This is a genomic window from Candidatus Dojkabacteria bacterium, from assembly GCA_030583845.1.
In the GTDB taxonomy this organism is placed as follows: Bacteria; Patescibacteriota; Dojkabacteria; order SC72; family JAHDCA01.
The window spans coordinates 14,600-30,342 of the sequence record CP129478.1 but is presented as its reverse complement, the minus strand read 5'-3'; the positions used below and the strand labels follow the sequence as shown (position 1 = coordinate 30,342).

Below are 15,743 nucleotides of genomic sequence, written 5' to 3'. Positions count from 1 at the left end.
AAATTATTTTAAGATGCATCCTAAGGAGCAAATCATGCAGAAGTGTCTTTAATCCCTTTATAAGGGGGTGGGTAGAATATGGTTTGTATGACGTCACAATACACCGCTATCTTCACAGGTGGTGACAAATGGTGTAAGTTGGAAATGGTAGGGCTGCCCGGCTATACAAATTCCCCGGCGATCATTTAAAAACTGCTACGACCATCCCTGAATAGTAACAGCTGCTGCTCCTATTCAGGAATGGTTGGATAATTCCAGCTCCATAAAAATCCTCATTTCAGGAAGTGGATATTTTAGATGAAGCTGGGGGAAGGAATCAGGTGCTCTGGAGATGATATATTTAGGCCAGTAAAGGTCGACAGCACAGATGTTAGTCTGTGGCATGCAAACTGCCCTGCATACACTCGGCTGCCGAATTACGGCAGAGGCTTGTAAAATATCCTAGCATCCTCCTCCCTCCAACCAGACCGCATCTAGTTTTTCGAGAAAAAGCGCTTCGAGAAATGTAATGCCTTCTCGACCAAGCCTAGATCAAAATTTTCATTTGGACCATGCATGTTGCAATCATCATTGCCAAGCGAGATAAGCAGCGGGTCAACTCCTAGCTCTTCTTTGAAATCAACAACTACAGGGATTGTAGCTCCGCAATAATCAACTAGCACCTCTTCGCCATACACTTCAGAAAGCAACTCATTTACCTCAACATGCTTTGGTGAAGTAAGATCGACTCGTACAGGCTTGGTAAATTCTGTTAGATTTACTATCTCCCAATCAACATATTCTGGAGTGTTTTCCTTAACAAACTTTTCAAACCTATAATATACATCCTGAGGGTTTTGAGATGCAGCGACCCTGAAGTTTATTCTTGCTTCAGCCTGACTAGGCACAATGTTCGAGTAGCCTTCTCCCGTATAGCCAGACTTAAATCCGCTGACTGTATACATCGTAGTAAATCCGAGATTCGCGCTAAAGCTGTCATGCTCACCGCCAAATATTTTCTTCACGCCGGCGTGCTTAATGCTTGCCTCTTTCTCTTTATCCATAACCTTGCAGTTGCCTAGGTCGGAGTCGCTCATCTCATCTTGACCATCATAGAGATGCTGAATAGTCGACTTGTACTGTTCGTCATAAAGCGAGGCGATCAATTTAGCTAGCTCCTGAGCTGCGTTTGGCACATTTCCCCCATATAATCCCGAGTGCAAGTTCATTGCAGCCGTCTTATACTTCACCGTAAGATTGAAGGTACCACGGAATGAGGCTGTAATCACTGGCTTGTATGGTAGCTCCCCATCAGAGATGACGATATGGTCAGCAGACAATTTCTCTTGCTGATCTTTCAATAACTGCCCTACACCGCTTCCACCAGTTTCTTCATTACCCTCGATCAGGAATTTCACGTTGTATTTGAGCTCGCCACTCTCAATTAGATCAATCACCGATGAGATATGGGCTAAGATTTGCCCCTTATTATCTACTACGCCTCTTGCAAATAGCTTCCCATCACGCTCGGTCAATTCAAACGGGTCACTATCCCACCCATCCTCAACAGTAGCTGGTTGCACATCGTAGTGGCCATAGACCAGCACGCTCTCATATCCCTTGTCGGTAATATACTGGGCAAAAACCACTGGATTCTCGTACCCTTCTATTATCTCTACCTCGAAATTATTCTCTTGAAACAGCTTCTTGAGCCACTCTGTGGTTTTAACGATCTCCTTATGGTACTGAGGATCGGTCGAGATACTTCTAAGTTGCACGAATTGGGCGAGCAGCTGGCGGTAGTTGTCCATAATGTGTGGCGTGTTGCCGTAAAATTATTACAGATTATATATCAATAAGCACAGTTTATAACAGCAAAGTAGTACAAAATCTAGCGATTGGAAAAGTTTATGACGATTATTTATACTTAACTAATAAATTTTGATTAGAAATTTATGTTTAACGTATTAGGTGTTGAGGTTAGTTTATTGGCAATTACCCTTGCAGTTGTTGCAAATATGGTATTGGGAATGCTTTGGTATGGACCTATCTTAGGAAAGCAGTGGGTGTCGCTAGTGGGTAAGAAAAAGGAAGATTTAGTTATGAAACCGACTGATATCTTGGTTGCTATTGTTATGGCAACATTGATAGCAATAGGTATGAACTCTATACTCCACTTTGCTCGAGATGTTTCAGGTCTGGACTATTTACAAAATGTGCTTGTATCAGCCGGAATGGTTGCAACCGTTTTCATAATCCCAGTATTGGGTAACGAAATTGTGTGGGAAGGTCGCAATCCAAAGCTGATCGCATTGAATTGGGGTCACCAATTTGCGACATATTTGGTATCGGGTCTGGTGCTGGGTTGGTTTATATACAATTAGAGCATCTGATAACTTGTAAGCAGATAAATGGTGAGAAAACTATGGTTCAAGCGCAAAACATATGGATGGGGTTGGTATCCTTCTACTTGGGAGGGATGGTTGGTAATTGCTGTGTATCTAGCGATTTCCTTCGCGGCAATAGCTTATGTGAGTGCACTCAAGCTTTCTGAGACACAAAGTGCATATGTAGTTTTAGTAGTTATGACAATTAATACCCTCATACTCATATCCATAAGTTATCTGAAAGGCGAGCCGCCGAGGTGGCAATGGGGAGAGGAGAAGAAGGGTAAAAAAGATGCTGATGCAAAGTAATTCATTAATTTATTTATTAAAAGTTAAGCTATGTTGATGAAGGCTATTGGGATAATCTGTCTGGCAGTGTTTGGGACGTTGGTAATTTGTGGAGTATTAATTGGGACTCTTGAGAACGCTGGATATGTGAAGGTTCAGTATAGTAGCTCTGGGGATTTGGAGGCAGATAGGTCGGTTGAGCCGTGTAAGTAGGTCTAGTGTAGAGTAATATTGGCTGATTATAGCAGTGTATCCAGCCATAACCTGGACTCTGTATGTTATAATTATTGTTATAAATTGGGATCAATATTTTCAGATGTTTGTTACGAGGCGTAAATTCTGTTTGCTCGCTGTAGGAGCAGGCGCAGGAGCAGCAGCGATACTAGGTCGGCGGGCCTTATTGCCTGGAGGAGAAAAGTACTCATTCAGCCCTGAGATTTCACGTCATTGGTTACAGAACCTAATCCTATCGACAGATGAGGCAACGTCATTAGATGCAATTGATCCTATTACACGCAGAGACATTGTTGGGCATACCTTGAATTGGTATGGTCATGTGTATGGCACTGGGTATGAGCATAGAGTCGCAGATTCTATAAGCTTCTATGATAGTAGAATTGAAGGTAATCCCCAGCCAGTTGCGCGTGAATACAATGATGCTGGTAGACCAACGACCCGAATCGATATAGCTACCTTTTATGATCAAGGACTTGGGGCTGCAAATGTTGTTGATCTATTGATAAGGGAGGTTGGTAGATCGTTTATAATTGCTGAGGGTGCTGTAGAGACTGATGGGTACTATAACGCTGGGTATGGATCGAGTGACACAACGAACGTATACAATATGTGGAATGGCTTCGAGATGCGAAGGTTCCCTGAAGGAAATAATGAGTTTGGAGCCTTTAATGTCGCAGCTGTAGATCTTCTTAATCGGTATGCGCTTAGAGCACTTTATAGTGGGATGGATATTGTAACCGTAAACCCAGTACAGACAGCTACTGATAACATCTTGTGGGGAGATATTTTCATGCGAATGGGTATTGCTCGAGAAGAAAGGATTTTTGATGTCTACAGCTCTGGCAATCCAATGAGCAGTATTATTGGTAAGTTAGGAATAGAAAGAGCACGGCAGGCTGAGTACAAGATCTCTCAGCAGTATAGCCAATCTACTGCTGGTAACTAGAGTGAATTGCTGTAATAAGATACTCCATATTACCTGCCCTACCACCGCGTATTGGTGATTCAATAGGGACTCCGTTTACTTTTAGTCCCAATGTTTCAATTTTGCCAAGTAGGTCTGCGACAACACCTATCGCGACCTCATCATCAAGCTTTCCTGCTTCTAGCTCAGCTCCACCTGCCTCATAATGCGGCTTTATTAGGGAGATAATCATACCTTCTGGCTTCAGATTAGCTATCGCATTCTTCAAAATGTTTTTTTGCTTAGTCCAGCTCGTGTCAATTGTCACCAGGTCAACCTTCTCTGGAATTACCACGTGCATAGCGTTTGTTCGCTCCATCACGACTACACGCGGATCGGTTCTTAACTTGTAATCGAGCACGCCATATCCGGTATCAACAGAGTAGACTTTGGCTGCTCCGTGCTGTAGAAGGCAATCGGTAAACCCGCCAGTGCTGCTCCCAAAGTCGGCGCAGACCAATCCCTCGACTGAAATATTAAACTCTCTTAACGCATGCTCTAATTTTTCCCCTCCCCTAGAGACAAACTTGCCTTTGTATTTTGTTTTGCTCATTTACTGTTACTTATGCAGGGTTTAAACGATTTATTATATAATAGATCGGGTGACAAAATTATGAGAGCAGTGTACCTAACAGCAGGAATAGTAAATGTGATTTTAGCGGTGATTGGCACGATTTTGCCTATTATGCCGACAGTTATTTTCTTACTACTTGCTGTATGGTTCTTCACAAAGGTCGATAAAAGATTCGCTAACTGGATCTATACAAGGCCATTCTTCATTAAAACCGTAGAGTATATGGAAAGGGTTGGTTTTGGGAAAATTACCCAAAAGATCAAAGCTAGCATCGAGCCTGATCTGGCTTCTAAGCAGCAATAATCTCAAGCGGGTCTTTCATGAAATCTGTATACCTCCACCAGGTTGGTGTTAGAATCAGAAAGCGGGTGTTTGGATCACCTTCAAACTTCTTCGAGCCAGGATTCTTTGAATAATGAACCTCTTTGATGGCCGGAACTTCTTCGTCGGTAGCGACACGTATATCGCCTTCGATTTGCAATGTTTTCCATTCTTCCTCCGAAAATCCGATGGTAAATGCAGCTTTGGTAGGCTCATTAGCCACCTTGCTTCCTTTGCGAGTGGTTATATCTGTCGAGAAATATAGCTGGAAAGGCTCTTCAACTAATGAAAAATGCATGGCGGCTGAATGTAATGAACCATCTTGCTGCAAGATGGTTAATCCGCACACACGTTCCTTCTCGAGAAATGCTTTTACTGTAGGATTCATAAAATTACTGTAAAAGTTTAGCCAGCTGATTATACCATGTGTAGTTTTGCGGCTCTGGGAGCCGATTTCGTTCACAGGGCGTCCCTGGTCCGGGACGCCCTGTGAAGGTCAGACCTGTATAATTGGGTATGAATCGATTAGAAGAAGTAAAACATTTTTTTGAGCAGCAAGATCCAGCCATTTATGCACAGCTGCTGACTATGCTTGACCTTGAGCCCATCAGCAAGACTTCTTCAGACCAGTACTTTATCAAGCTTTGCCGCTCGATAATTTACCAGCAGCTATCGGGAAAGGCAGCTGGGACGATATATGGAAGGTATGAGCAGCTTTTTGATGGAGAAATCACACCCGAAAAAGTTGTGGCAATTGAGCAGGCAAAGCTCAGGAATGCGGGACTTTCGAATGCCAAAGGCAACTACGTCAAGAATATCGCAGCCGCAGCACTCGATGGCACGGTGCAGTTTGAAAAGCTTGATGATAAAGATGATCAGTATGTGATTGACCACCTTACGCAGATCAAAGGGGTTGGTCAGTGGACTGCTGAGATGTTTCTGATGTTTACGCTTGGGAGGGAAGATGTTTTCTCTCTCGGAGATTTAGGGCTAAGAAAAGGTTTCCAAAAGCTATATGGCTATAAGAAAATACCTAGTTCCAAGACAATTTTGAGCAGGAGTAAGAGATGGTCTCCTTATAGAACATATGCTTCAATGGCTCTCTGGAGTGCAGCGGATAGTTAGGAAGCACAGAGGCGGGCTAAGCTGGGCTAAACCGCATCTACAATTGGCTTTAGGCAACCTTCTTTGTTGGGCGTTTTGCGACTAGCTTCTTAAATTGCTCTTCTATGGAGTCTAGTTGCTCATCGCTCATATTTTCGAGGTCAATTAGGTCGTTTCGGGCGGCGCGCATAACACGCAACAGCTCGTCTAGTTTCAGGTTGATCGCTCTCGCCTCGCGATTCTGTGTATTTTGGATCAGGAAGACCATAAGAAAGGTGACAATCGTTGTGGCGGTGTTAATTACCAGTTGCCAAGTATCTGAGTAACCAAAAAGCGGGCCGGTGACAAGCCACAGTACAATTACAAAGAAAGCTAGCATAAATGTCCATGGGTTGCCCATCGCATTTGAAACCCAGTGCGCGCTTTTCCTAAATACCTCATTCATTGATAATTTTAGCCTAAGACTTTAATAGCAAAGAGTAGCATAATCACGCCGAATGTTTAATAGCTGAGCCTCGCCTACTCTACTTTGTCACCTTCTTCCGATCGACTCTTTTAATGAGTGCGATCCCTGCTACACTCATGCCAAGTACGATTATTTTTGTGAAATAATGTCCATCTGGATCGATAAAATTTTGCGTCAAAGGTGTATCTATCCCAGCGATTAGATGTCCAATCACTCCCATCGGTATGACAAATAGCATCCAGCTTACTGTTGGTATCATCAAGCCTACTTTAAGGAAAAGCTTTGTTAGTAATGGTGAAAGCAAGAGTACCCCGAGAAATGCAAGTGTTGTGTCGAAGATTGTAAATTCTCCTATGCGAAATTCGCGTATGTTGCTAAAAAAGTCCATAACAAATAGTAGGCTTGTAAGGTATGAATGTCAAAGTAATGCGACGAAAAGCATTGAGACAATCCTTCGAAGGAATTATAAATCCCGCTTATTGAAGGCAAAGACTCCAATTATGGTAAACACCAGCGAACTTAACGCAAACACAGCCACCGCAAGCTGATCCACAGTCCTCCCCGTCAATGCTGCCATAAAGTCAAAATAGTAGAAGTATGACCCATACTGGAGAAATTCCAACGACTCCTCAAGCCTAGCCACTATCGATATCCCATACATCACTATCAACACTCCTGCCATTATCGCTCCAACCATGCCACGCGAAGCAAACATCGCAGACAACATTTCTCCCATACAGTACACCGCCAGCCCGAATAGCAATCCCAATGCAAGCAATGCAAAGTGCCCGCTCACATTTAGCTCGATATCAAACATCGCAGCTAGTGGGATCGGCATCAGTATAGTGAGCAGCGAAAATATCGCTAAAACCACAACCCCTGCTCCGAATTTCGAGAGAAAAAGCTCAATGCGCCTCAAAGGTTGCGACATCAGTAGATCCATCGTGCCCCGCTCGATCTCGCCGGCAAATGCGGCTCCTGCCATGCCTATGACCAAGATCGCCATCATTAGTGGCCAGGTAATACTGTAATGCTCCACCGCTAAGAACGACTCAAAGTTTGAGAAAATATTCCCAGTTGCGCCAAGTGCATCTAGGAATTCTTCAGGATAGGCTGCATATAGCTGCTCAAGATCCTCTGCCTGCTCTAGAAGTGACGGCCAGATAGAGGTAAACATAAAGAGAAAAGTGAGATTTACGATCAGCAAGATAGCTACAGTTTTCCAGTGAGATTTAATTGTGCTTAAGAAAATCGCCAGCATATTTTATTGATAAAATTCAAGAAATATCTCCTCCAATGAGGCATGCAGTATCTCCACATCGCTCAACTTATACTTGGTCAGCTCTTTAAGAAATGGATCTATATCCCCTTTCACCTGTATCTGATAGCCGTTGTTTACTCTTCGGATCACTGAGATACCTTTGCTTTCAAGCTCGCTGTTCTTAGGCGGCTTACCATCGAAATGTACATATGCAGTATAAAGCTTTTTCCTCTTCAGTTCTGTGATTGACTGCATTGCAACGATTTTGCCTTCTTTAATGATGATGACTCGGTCACATGTGCGCTCAACTTCGGCGAGGTTGTGCGAAGAGAGGAATACGGTACTCCCCTGCTCTGCCCGCTCACGTACCAATTGGGTAACATTTTGCTGAAGAAATGGATCGAGACCTGTCGTCGGCTCGTCCAGCATCAGCAACTTTGGGTTATGCATAAAGGCTAGAATGAGCCCGAGCTTCTGCTTGTTACCAGATGACAGCTGCTTTACCTTCTTGCTCTGGTCGAAATCAAGCCGCTCAACTAGCTCTTTCTCTACGGTCTTGGTATGCTTTACCCCTTTGATGAGACGGATGTGCTCCTTACCACTCCAGTTATTGTATAGATTGACTTCACCTGAGAGAAATCCTATCTCTTCGCGAATCCACTTACCCCCGTTAAGTACATTCTTCCCGAAAATAGTGACCTCACCATCTGTGGGTCGTAGGAAATCCATCATGCACCGGATGGTAGTACTCTTGCCAGCACCGTTTGGTCCGAGGAAGCCAACTACCTCACCCTCCTTGACCTCAAAAGAAATGTCATCAACTGCTTTGGTGTCGCCGAAATGCTTTTTGAGGTTTTTGACTTATATTGCAGACATATACTTGATAATAGCATGAGACAGAAATGAGGTATAATTGCATATGGCTACAAAGAAATCAGACCGTTGGGACAAAGAGTATAGTAAGATCAAGCAGATCCCCTCTTCAAACACGCTGCACTCATCAGCAGCACTTCAACGATTTCTTGAGAGTGAAAAGACACTCAAACCAGGTCGAGCTCTCGATCTAGGATCGGGTAACGGAAGAAACTCCATTCATTTGGCAAGGCTTGGGTGGGGATGTGTGGGGCTTGAGTTTTCGGAGCCAGCAGTAGATCAAGCGAATCAAAATGCAAAGCTACACGACCTCTCAGACAAAGTTACATTTGTTCATCAGAGCGTTGCAGAGGAGATTAAGTATCCAGATGCAAGCTTTGATCTAATCCTAGATATGATGGTGATGCATAGCCTCTCACTGAATGAGCGTGAAAAGATGATGCAGTCAGTCAAGCGATTGCTTAAGCCTGGCGGGTTTTTCCTGTTTTACACATTATCTGCGAAGGGAGACGAATTTGAAAGGCTGGTTAGAGATAATCCAGGTAAAGAAGTGAACTCATACAAGTTTTATAGCAAAGGGCATACTGTGACAGAGAAGGCATTTACGAAAGAGGAGCTGGAGGATATGTTAAAGCCGTTAACCCTAGTTGAGCTTGAGGCACGCGAAAATGTGACCAAGGCGTTCGGCGGTGAGTTCGAGCGGGTGTATTGGTACGGAGTTGCTACTCAGCCACAAGCCTCACAATAACATCCTCCCCTCCCCCATTGTCACTCAGAAAATAAAGATGCCCGTCAGTCCCCCTGATGACTGTCCTGATCCGACCATATTTACCTTCGAACAGCACTGTCTCGCGCTTCAAAGTAAGATCGCGGTTAAATTCCAACACAATCACCTTCTTATTTTTCTGCACGCCTATAAATAGCGCTTGATCCCAGGCTTTCCACTGTGAGCCGTATGCAATTGTGGCACCTGAAGTGGCCTCTGTAGATCGTCCAGATGACCAGAGAGCTGGGATAGCATCTGGGAACTTCCCCCTATCGGTCATAGGTACGCCAAATTCATTGTAATTCGGATTTGGATCCCATCCAAAATTACCAGGTATCAGATTATTCACCTCGTCATCAATTATTGAGCCATGCTCTACACTCACTCCCAGCGAATCAAATCCTGCCTCGGTATCGAAAAACGCTAACCCTTGTGTGTTTCTGTGACCGTAGCTATAGATTCGTGGGTCAAATGGAGACTCTAAGTTGCCTTCGACAGCTTGTCCGTCCCTATCTACTCGCAGAATCTTACCACCTAAGTTTTTGGGGTCTTGTGGGTTTGACGAATCTGCCGCGTCGCCTGTTCCCACCCAGAGATTGTTGTCCGGGCCAAATTCAAGCTGACAACCCGAGTGGCGGCCACTTGCATTCGAAGGCATTCCGGTGATGATATCTTCTCTATCTGAAAGCTGTTTGTTTTCTTTGTCGAAGCTGTATCTAACAACCCGCACGTCAGGCTCATTATCAAGCTCGCTATTAAAGCAGACAAAAATATAATTTGTCTGGTCAAATTGAGGGTCAACGGCGAGAGAAAGCATTCCACCCTCGCCTCTTATGTATGCGTCGCTAGGGGTCTCCAGGACGGTTACCTCCTCACCATCGTAGTAATTGATTCGTCCGGGTTTCTCAGTAAGGATGAATGTTCCATCTGTAAACATCCCCATATCCCATGGCTTATCGAGCCCTGTGAGTACTGTCTCCTCGGTAAATTCTGGTATCTCGTCTGAGATAAAGTAGTCCCACTTATCATCGCCATCGTCTTCGACAAATTCCTGGGTTTGCACGACACTTTGCGTCTCAAGGATCTGATATACAATGTAACCGAGTGGGACAAGCAGGAGTAAGATTAAAGCGGAAAGAACTGAAAGGAAGATCTTTTTGCGTCTGCTCATAGTCATGTGAGTTACATGTTAGCTACTACTCATAATACATGCACGGCGGTTCGGTTTAAAGCTCTTCCAGCGGCTCTGGTGGATAGAATGTAAATATCTGAGCAAAGTCATCCTCTGGTTCAGTGGCATATCTTGCAAACAATTCTTGAAAGGTAATGACATTAGGAAAAAATAGATGTGTTGCTGGCCATGTTGATGTGTTCTCCCGCCGTGAGCTGTATAGCTGTCCATTATTTTCAAAAATTGGTGTTATGAATTCCCCGCTGACTTGTGTCTCTACATATCTGTAGGCGTCGCCATTATAAAGTTCATATTTTGCAAAGAGCGCTGTTCTATCATCGAGAACTTGTCCTGCTATGAATATTGGTACCCGTTGCCCTGAACGTGGGTCATAAAAGCTTAATGTCTCTCTCCTATTCGTGCCCCTTCTACGAGACAGCTCTGTCGTTAGTGTCCCTACATTATGTGCTCTTAGACTGTTTATACTCCAACCCTCCCACACATCTATTACCTTGCCCTCGAACACTGGTTCGCGTGCGCTGCTTAATACGGGAATAAGTATTTCAATTCTTGCCATACAAACAGTATAGCGCGTCAATCCTATCATTCATCAACGGCAGTTGTTCAGTAGATAACCTAACCAGTCGCAGCAGCCGGCATTGACTGGGGTGATGCGACATTTCCTGCGAACTCTCTGGAGACCGTAAGATTCGGTTCAATAATCGTATGCTGCCGCCGCGCACTAAACTTCGTCTTCCCCCCAACTATCCTGTACATCCCCATCGCTTCTATCCGGTACTTCCCCTTATTTACAACAAACCTATATCTACCTGCCGAGTCGCTCTTCACCTTCTGGATGATTCGGTCGGTTTCATCTTCAACAACCATGAGCTCAACTCCCTCGACAGGCTTATCCTCCACATCTCTTATAACACCCCATGAGTAGCTTTTCTTCAGCACTCGCTGAGCAAGAATCAAAACCACAGGTATGGTATAAATCAGCATAATTACAAGGTTTTGAGTGTTCCTATTGTGCAAGAAGATAAATACCGAGAAGAAGAGCCCTACAAATGTTAGTAGCTTAACCAGCACGAAGAATCCATTGACCAGATAGCTCTTCGCAATTTTCGCAAGCGCCTCAACCTTGTCGAAATCAGACCTGTCAATTGGCACAGCCTTATCGACTGTGATCTCCGAGTTGTGTGTAAATTGACCTCCAGTATAGATGTTCTGGTAACTTCCGTCGGTTGGGGTCTTGATTAGCTGTGAAGGGAAATTGTAACCAGGCTTGGCCACACTCAAGTCGTATTGACCATTGGTAAGGGACATATTGAACACACCGTTATATTGAGTCACATTGGTCGACACAAGCCTACGATTGGGGTCATATGCCCTTACTATAGCATTGCTTATTGGCACCTTGTCGAGTGAGTCGTAGACAACTCCGAATGGCACTGTGCGTCTAAGCCCGAGTAGAGTTAGCAGCGCAAGCCAGCCCCTAAGTACCAACGCCGGTAATTCATTTATAAAGAAAAGCAGATAGGCAATGAGTACAGAAGAGACCGTCCCAACAGTAACGATGTCGTATCGCTCTTCTTCCCATACTTCAGCTGCTTGCAATGTAGCGCTATAGATCTCCTCCGCAATCTCACCTATCTGAGCGTTTAGTCGGCTGAGCTGACTGCCTTCTGTTGGTGTGCTTACAGGTGGGTCGTCAACTGGAGGGATAACGATAGGCGCCTCCGGCACTTGTGGTTCTTCTGTCAGCTGCTCCTCCGGCTCGGGCTCTGGCTCGGGGGTTGGTTGCGGAGCCGGAGAAGGCGTTGGCTCAGGCTCAGGCACAGGCTCTGGTGGTGGCTCCTCAATTAGCTCCAACGATACGATAGTCGGGCTCGACTCCTCCGCCTCTGTCGGATTGCCGTTGCTGTTCGGGTCGGGATTTGTCCCTGTGTGGGAGGTGTCAGCCAATGGGATGACAGAAAGTGCTGTACCGGCAAGAGATGCGCTATTCGAAAGGTCCACTGAGCTCTCAATCGTGATATGTAATGTCAGGGAAAGCTGGACGCTGGCTGAGGCGGCCAAGGTGTAGTCAGCTCCGAGAAGCTCGGTGTCATTTAATCCGTTATAATTGTTGTTGATTGTTAGATTCGCAGATGTAAGCGAGACAATGGTCATCTCTGCAACCTGGGAGTTTATAGGATTAAGATCATCAACTAAGCTTGTAAGCTGTGCTGGTACATCCCCTGTGTTTGTTACTGTGTAAAGATATGTTACGTTGTAGCTGTTATTGCTAGTGCGAGCGATGCTTGAGGCGCTTTTTGCCAATCCAAGATATGCCTGCTGCGTGTTGAGCGTTGAATTGTTGCTAAATTCGGAAGTATTGTTATCTGAATCTATAGTTAGCGAGCTAATCGAGCCTGAGGATGTTAGTCCACTGCCGAGTGTGTCAAATACTCCCCCAAAGTCTCCTGCTAAGTCTGATGTGGAAGTAGCGAGATACTCTACTCCTTCGCCATAGTTGATTGATGCACTGGTATCACTACCGTCACCATCTGCCACAGCTCTATAAACCTCTACATCACTCTCAGGCTCGGCTGATCCATCTATCTGCAGCCATCTCTCATTTATTAGAGTTGCAGAAGAGAGAACAGGATAATCTAGCCCCATATTTCCATATGTGTTGTCATACACCCCATCGTTCACTGTAATACCTTGATTCGCTGGTACCGACACACAGTTAACACAGTTATCGATTGCTATAGTATCGTTATCTCCAAAGCTGTTTTGGCTTATCCTGTTGTAGTACGAGGGTGTTGGAGCTGTTGCATGTCCCAAACTGGTCACAACCTTTACCCCAGAGCTATGGTTTGCTGTGATGACGTTATTCATTATTGTAGAGCTCTGTACTCCCCAAAGTCTGATCCCAGCAGGCGAAGCAAGTGTATTGGAGCTGTTTACTATACTGTTCTCGTTACATGTTACTGTCACAATTGATCCAATCCCTCCAGTTTGCGCTCCGACGAGGTCTATTTGTGGGTCACCCTTATTACTGGAGAAGTAGTTGCGCTCGATTGAGGCTGTAATAGTTTGATACCTGTTCTGGATCTCGATAGGGTTGGTAGAATTTAATCCTCCTAAGTCGATAAACTGATTTTCTTGAATCACTATTCCGTTCATGATCTGGTCGAAGGCAGAGTTGATCAGTGCAACCCCAGCATAATTGCTATACCCGAATAGATTATTTTCGACTTGTAGGTTTTGGAAATAGTTACCCGAAATGTGGTTTGCCAGGTTAGTGTATCCAGCTGGCCCAGAAGCAAAGTCGATTGGGGCAGTACCAATTACATTATTGCGAACCGTGACGTTACCAGCTCCCACCCTGATGTTTCCATGTGCAGAGTTGCCTGATCCCCCACTAGGACCAAATCCGTATATCGCTAGACCTTCTATAGTTGTGCTGCTGGAGGCAAGGGTGTATAGACCAATATTTACAAAGAAGCCTGTCTCAGGTCTGATTACTATTTCGGGCTTATCTATTGGTGATAATGTAGCGCCAAGATTGCCAACAGGTAGTGCACTTCCAATTGTGCCCGGATTAGTATCACCTATATTTGTTGCCTGGCTTGCGCCGTCTATGTGTAATGGGAATGTAATAGTCGGAAGCACTGTTTGGATATCGATATTGAAAAATCCATAGGTAGCATTGTAGTTAGGATCACTTGTTGGGATTGCAAATTCTATTATGTCCGGAGCAGAGGTCGCATTAGCATCTGTGATAGCCTGTCTCAAGCTCCCTGCGCCGCTATCATTCGTGTTAGTTACCGTAAAGGTAGCAGCTGTAGCCTCTGTTCTTGGTATCAGATTGAATAGTAAGGCCGAAGCCAATATTGCGATAGCTAATACTATTGAGACCTTTATTTTTCGTAATGACATCCTATTCATTAGAGCAGTGAGAAAAATATGTAGGAACACGAATTCATGTCTGATTTTAGTATAATATAGATTACTGCTAGCATCTACCGAATACTTGCTGCCAACTCGAGCTTGATTCCTGCATATACACAGGCTAAAATTGAGCATGGCAGAACTAAAAACAAAACCAACGGACGCTAGTGTAGAGGATTTCATCAATTCAGTAGAGAATAAGACTCGCCGAGAGGATTCTCAAGTACTATTGAAACTGTATAAGAAGGTCACAGGCCTTGAGCCGCAAATGTGGGGTACAGCAATAGTTGGTTACGGCATGTATCATTACAAATCCGAACGTAGTAGCCAGGAAGGCGATTGGCCGCTTGTAGCTTTCTCACCGCGTAAACAGAGCCTCACCCTATATGTGATGCGTGGCTTCGAAGGAATTGAACATCTGGTTGAGAAGCTTGGTAAGTGCAAGACAAGCGTGGGCTGTCTTTATATCAACAAGCTCGCAGATGTAGATATGGATGTACTTGAGGAGATAGTCAAGAAATCGTACGTGGATGCTAAGAGGATTTTCGGCGAGAAAAAGTAGTTACCTCTAGGCTGTCACGACTTCTCTCCAGCTTTTAATCAATGCCATTAACTCCATATGCGATGATACAGTGTAATCAGGCTGTTGATATGGGTTCTTAGGCTCTTCCGCACCATGCTTTCCAAATTTGAACCATACCGTCTTAACTTCGACTGCTTTCGCACCCTCAATATCGGCTAGCAGATTGTCGCCAACCATTACGACATCAGCGGGTAGAAGGTTGGATTGATGAAGTGCCAGCAAGAAATTTGAGGGATGCGGCTTATCAAAACCTGCCTCTTCACTGGTAATGACGTCATCGACATATTCTGAGATACCTAATGTCTTGATTTTGCGCATCTGTATGTAGGCAGTGAGGTTTGTAACGATAATAATCTTTAAGCCTTCATCTTGTAGGTACTTAAACAGCTCAATGACTCCATCAAGCAGCTTCATATTCTCAATAAGGGTATCCCAGTATGCATGGTAAAGAGCTAAAATCCTTTCCGGAGTAGCTGTTTTATGCACTTTTTCAGTTAACCTTTGTATATAAAGAATCCTATTATGCGAAGCGGCAGATCCGACTAGCTCCCGCTTGATTTCATCCTTTGATTCTTTGTAAAGCCTATTAAACTCCTCAAACTCCATTTTCTTATCATTTTGAAACTCCTTGAATAGCGCCTCAGTTGCTATTACATCTACAGAATCATAGTCATATAGAGTATTATCGAGGTCGAAAAAGATAGCCTTCATGTAAACCGCACAGTTATCACAGATTATTTAACTACAATCATATCATCTGTTTGTTAAATGCAAAAATACTCATAGACTTGCTGTTGCTAAGCCGACATGGTGTTTGCTAGGAT

At 44.3% G+C, this 15,743-nt stretch carries 19 protein-coding genes; 8 read left to right on the top strand and 11 right to left on the bottom strand.

Going from position 1 to position 15,743, the window contains the following annotated elements:
* Positions 1-473: 473 nt before the first annotated feature.
* Entirely contained in the window at positions 474-1,790 is a 1,317-nt protein-coding gene (locus tag QY318_00165) for a M20/M25/M40 family metallo-hydrolase (GenBank protein WKZ31175.1), read from the bottom strand.
* Positions 1,791-1,934: 144 nt separating this feature from the next.
* Between QY318_00165 and QY318_00160 the strand changes: the two genes are divergently transcribed.
* The 4 genes from QY318_00160 to QY318_00145 are packed head-to-tail and all read left to right on the top strand — an operon-like array spanning position 1,935 to position 3,837.
* Positions 1,935-2,363, top strand: coding sequence for a DUF1761 domain-containing protein (locus tag QY318_00160; GenBank protein ID WKZ31174.1), 429 nt, complete (start codon positions 1,935-1,937; stop codon positions 2,361-2,363).
* Between the two features lie 27 nt (positions 2,364-2,390).
* Positions 2,391-2,675 (top strand): hypothetical protein, encoded by a 285-nt coding sequence (locus QY318_00155; GenBank protein ID WKZ31173.1) that lies wholly within the window; start codon positions 2,391-2,393, stop codon positions 2,673-2,675.
* A gap of 30 nt (positions 2,676-2,705) precedes the next feature.
* The gene (locus tag QY318_00150) at positions 2,706-2,867 is read left to right on the top strand and encodes a hypothetical protein (GenBank protein ID WKZ31172.1); all 162 of its coding nucleotides are present in this window, start codon (positions 2,706-2,708) and stop codon (positions 2,865-2,867) included.
* A gap of 34 nt (positions 2,868-2,901) precedes the next feature.
* A complete protein-coding gene (locus QY318_00145; protein ID WKZ31171.1) occupies positions 2,902-3,837 on the top strand; it encodes a hypothetical protein in 936 nt (311 codons plus the stop codon).
* Here the strand turns inward: QY318_00145 and QY318_00140 are convergent.
* Positions 3,821-4,408 carry an SAM-dependent methyltransferase gene (locus tag QY318_00140; protein WKZ31170.1) on the bottom strand — a complete coding sequence of 196 codons (588 nt, stop codon included), beginning with the start codon at positions 4,406-4,408 and terminating at the stop codon, positions 3,821-3,823. The genes QY318_00145 and QY318_00140 overlap by 17 nt on opposite strands.
* 60 nt (positions 4,409-4,468) lie before the next feature.
* Between QY318_00140 and QY318_00135 the strand changes: the two genes are divergently transcribed.
* Positions 4,469-4,732 (top strand): DUF454 family protein, encoded by a 264-nt coding sequence (locus QY318_00135; GenBank protein WKZ31169.1) that lies wholly within the window; start codon positions 4,469-4,471, stop codon positions 4,730-4,732.
* Here the strand turns inward: QY318_00135 and QY318_00130 are convergent.
* Entirely contained in the window at positions 4,719-5,138 is a 420-nt protein-coding gene (locus QY318_00130; protein WKZ31168.1) for a pyridoxamine 5'-phosphate oxidase family protein, read from the bottom strand. The two genes, QY318_00135 and QY318_00130, sit on opposite strands and share 14 nt — an antisense overlap.
* Positions 5,139-5,266: 128 nt before the next feature.
* Between QY318_00130 and QY318_00125 the strand changes: the two genes are divergently transcribed.
* On the top strand, positions 5,267-5,875 hold the full coding sequence (locus tag QY318_00125) for a DNA-3-methyladenine glycosylase (GenBank protein WKZ31167.1): 609 nt from the start codon (positions 5,267-5,269) through the stop codon (positions 5,873-5,875).
* Positions 5,876-5,924: 49 nt separating this feature from the next.
* Here QY318_00125 and QY318_00120 read toward each other — a convergent pair whose 3' ends face one another.
* The 4 genes from QY318_00120 to QY318_00105 all read right to left on the bottom strand — a co-directional run bounded on the left by QY318_00120 (position 5,925) and on the right by QY318_00105 (position 8,394).
* Positions 5,925-6,299 carry a low affinity iron permease family protein gene (locus QY318_00120; GenBank protein ID WKZ31166.1) on the bottom strand — a complete coding sequence of 125 codons (375 nt, stop codon included), beginning with the start codon at positions 6,297-6,299 and terminating at the stop codon, positions 5,925-5,927.
* A gap of 79 nt (positions 6,300-6,378) precedes the next feature.
* Positions 6,379-6,708 (bottom strand): hypothetical protein, encoded by a 330-nt coding sequence (locus QY318_00115; GenBank protein WKZ31165.1) that lies wholly within the window; start codon positions 6,706-6,708, stop codon positions 6,379-6,381.
* 75 nt (positions 6,709-6,783) lie between these two features.
* Positions 6,784-7,581, bottom strand: coding sequence for an ABC transporter permease subunit (locus QY318_00110; GenBank protein ID WKZ31164.1), 798 nt, complete (start codon positions 7,579-7,581; stop codon positions 6,784-6,786).
* 3 nt (positions 7,582-7,584) lie between these two features.
* Complete coding sequence (locus QY318_00105; GenBank protein ID WKZ31583.1) at positions 7,585-8,394, bottom strand: ABC transporter ATP-binding protein; 810 nt, start codon at positions 8,392-8,394, stop codon at positions 7,585-7,587.
* Between the two features lie 106 nt (positions 8,395-8,500).
* On the opposite strand from QY318_00105, the gene QY318_00100 reads away from it, so the two are divergent.
* Positions 8,501-9,202: a class I SAM-dependent methyltransferase gene (locus QY318_00100; GenBank protein ID WKZ31163.1), complete on the top strand. Its 702-nt coding sequence runs from the start codon at positions 8,501-8,503 to the stop codon at positions 9,200-9,202.
* Here QY318_00100 and QY318_00095 read toward each other — a convergent pair.
* Genes QY318_00095 through QY318_00085 form a run of 3 tightly spaced genes read right to left on the bottom strand, consistent with a single transcriptional unit; the run spans position 9,177 to position 14,324 of the window.
* Positions 9,177-10,391, bottom strand: a complete 1,215-nt coding sequence (locus QY318_00095) for a PQQ-dependent sugar dehydrogenase (GenBank protein ID WKZ31162.1) — start codon at positions 10,389-10,391, stop codon at positions 9,177-9,179. The genes QY318_00100 and QY318_00095 overlap by 26 nt on opposite strands.
* Positions 10,392-10,446: 55 nt before the next feature.
* Positions 10,447-10,968: a hypothetical protein gene (locus QY318_00090; GenBank protein WKZ31161.1), complete on the bottom strand. Its 522-nt coding sequence runs from the start codon at positions 10,966-10,968 to the stop codon at positions 10,447-10,449.
* 59 nt (positions 10,969-11,027) lie between these two features.
* Positions 11,028-14,324, bottom strand: coding sequence for a hypothetical protein (locus QY318_00085; protein WKZ31160.1), 3,297 nt, complete (start codon positions 14,322-14,324; stop codon positions 11,028-11,030).
* A 145-nt stretch (positions 14,325-14,469) separates the two neighbouring features.
* Here QY318_00085 and QY318_00080 point away from each other — a divergent pair, with 145 nt between their 5' ends.
* Complete coding sequence (locus QY318_00080; GenBank protein WKZ31159.1) at positions 14,470-14,898, top strand: DUF1801 domain-containing protein; 429 nt, start codon at positions 14,470-14,472, stop codon at positions 14,896-14,898.
* Between the two features lie 6 nt (positions 14,899-14,904).
* Here QY318_00080 and QY318_00075 read toward each other — a convergent pair whose 3' ends face one another.
* Positions 14,905-15,630 (bottom strand): HAD-IA family hydrolase, encoded by a 726-nt coding sequence (locus QY318_00075; GenBank protein WKZ31158.1) that lies wholly within the window; start codon positions 15,628-15,630, stop codon positions 14,905-14,907.
* Positions 15,631-15,743 lie beyond the last annotated feature (113 nt).

Excerpts from the sequence above, each read along its gene's own strand:
- QY318_00165 (WKZ31175.1), bottom strand. The coding sequence starts at position 1,790 with ATGGACAACTACCGCCAGCTGCTCGCCCAATTCGTGCAACTTAGAAGT.
- QY318_00160 (WKZ31174.1), top strand. The coding sequence starts at position 1,935 with ATGTTTAACGTATTAGGTGTTGAGGTTAGTTTATTGGCAATTACCCTT.
- QY318_00155 (WKZ31173.1), top strand. The coding sequence starts at position 2,391 with ATGGTGAGAAAACTATGGTTCAAGCGCAAAACATATGGATGGGGTTGG.
- QY318_00150 (WKZ31172.1), top strand. The coding sequence starts at position 2,706 with ATGTTGATGAAGGCTATTGGGATAATCTGTCTGGCAGTGTTTGGGACG.
- QY318_00140 (WKZ31170.1), bottom strand. The coding sequence starts at position 4,408 with ATGAGCAAAACAAAATACAAAGGCAAGTTTGTCTCTAGGGGAGGGGAA.
- QY318_00135 (WKZ31169.1), top strand. The coding sequence starts at position 4,469 with ATGAGAGCAGTGTACCTAACAGCAGGAATAGTAAATGTGATTTTAGCG.
- QY318_00130 (WKZ31168.1), bottom strand. The coding sequence starts at position 5,138 with ATGAATCCTACAGTAAAAGCATTTCTCGAGAAGGAACGTGTGTGCGGA.
- QY318_00125 (WKZ31167.1), top strand. The coding sequence starts at position 5,267 with ATGAATCGATTAGAAGAAGTAAAACATTTTTTTGAGCAGCAAGATCCA.
- QY318_00120 (WKZ31166.1), bottom strand. The coding sequence starts at position 6,299 with ATGAATGAGGTATTTAGGAAAAGCGCGCACTGGGTTTCAAATGCGATG.
- QY318_00115 (WKZ31165.1), bottom strand. The coding sequence starts at position 6,708 with ATGGACTTTTTTAGCAACATACGCGAATTTCGCATAGGAGAATTTACA.
- QY318_00110 (WKZ31164.1), bottom strand. The coding sequence starts at position 7,581 with ATGCTGGCGATTTTCTTAAGCACAATTAAATCTCACTGGAAAACTGTA.
- QY318_00100 (WKZ31163.1), top strand. The coding sequence starts at position 8,501 with ATGGCTACAAAGAAATCAGACCGTTGGGACAAAGAGTATAGTAAGATC.
- QY318_00095 (WKZ31162.1), bottom strand. The coding sequence starts at position 10,391 with ATGAGCAGACGCAAAAAGATCTTCCTTTCAGTTCTTTCCGCTTTAATC.
- QY318_00090 (WKZ31161.1), bottom strand. The coding sequence starts at position 10,968 with ATGGCAAGAATTGAAATACTTATTCCCGTATTAAGCAGCGCACGCGAA.
- QY318_00085 (WKZ31160.1), bottom strand. The coding sequence starts at position 14,324 with ATGTCATTACGAAAAATAAAGGTCTCAATAGTATTAGCTATCGCAATA.
- QY318_00080 (WKZ31159.1), top strand. The coding sequence starts at position 14,470 with ATGGCAGAACTAAAAACAAAACCAACGGACGCTAGTGTAGAGGATTTC.
- QY318_00075 (WKZ31158.1), bottom strand. The coding sequence starts at position 15,630 with ATGAAGGCTATCTTTTTCGACCTCGATAATACTCTATATGACTATGAT.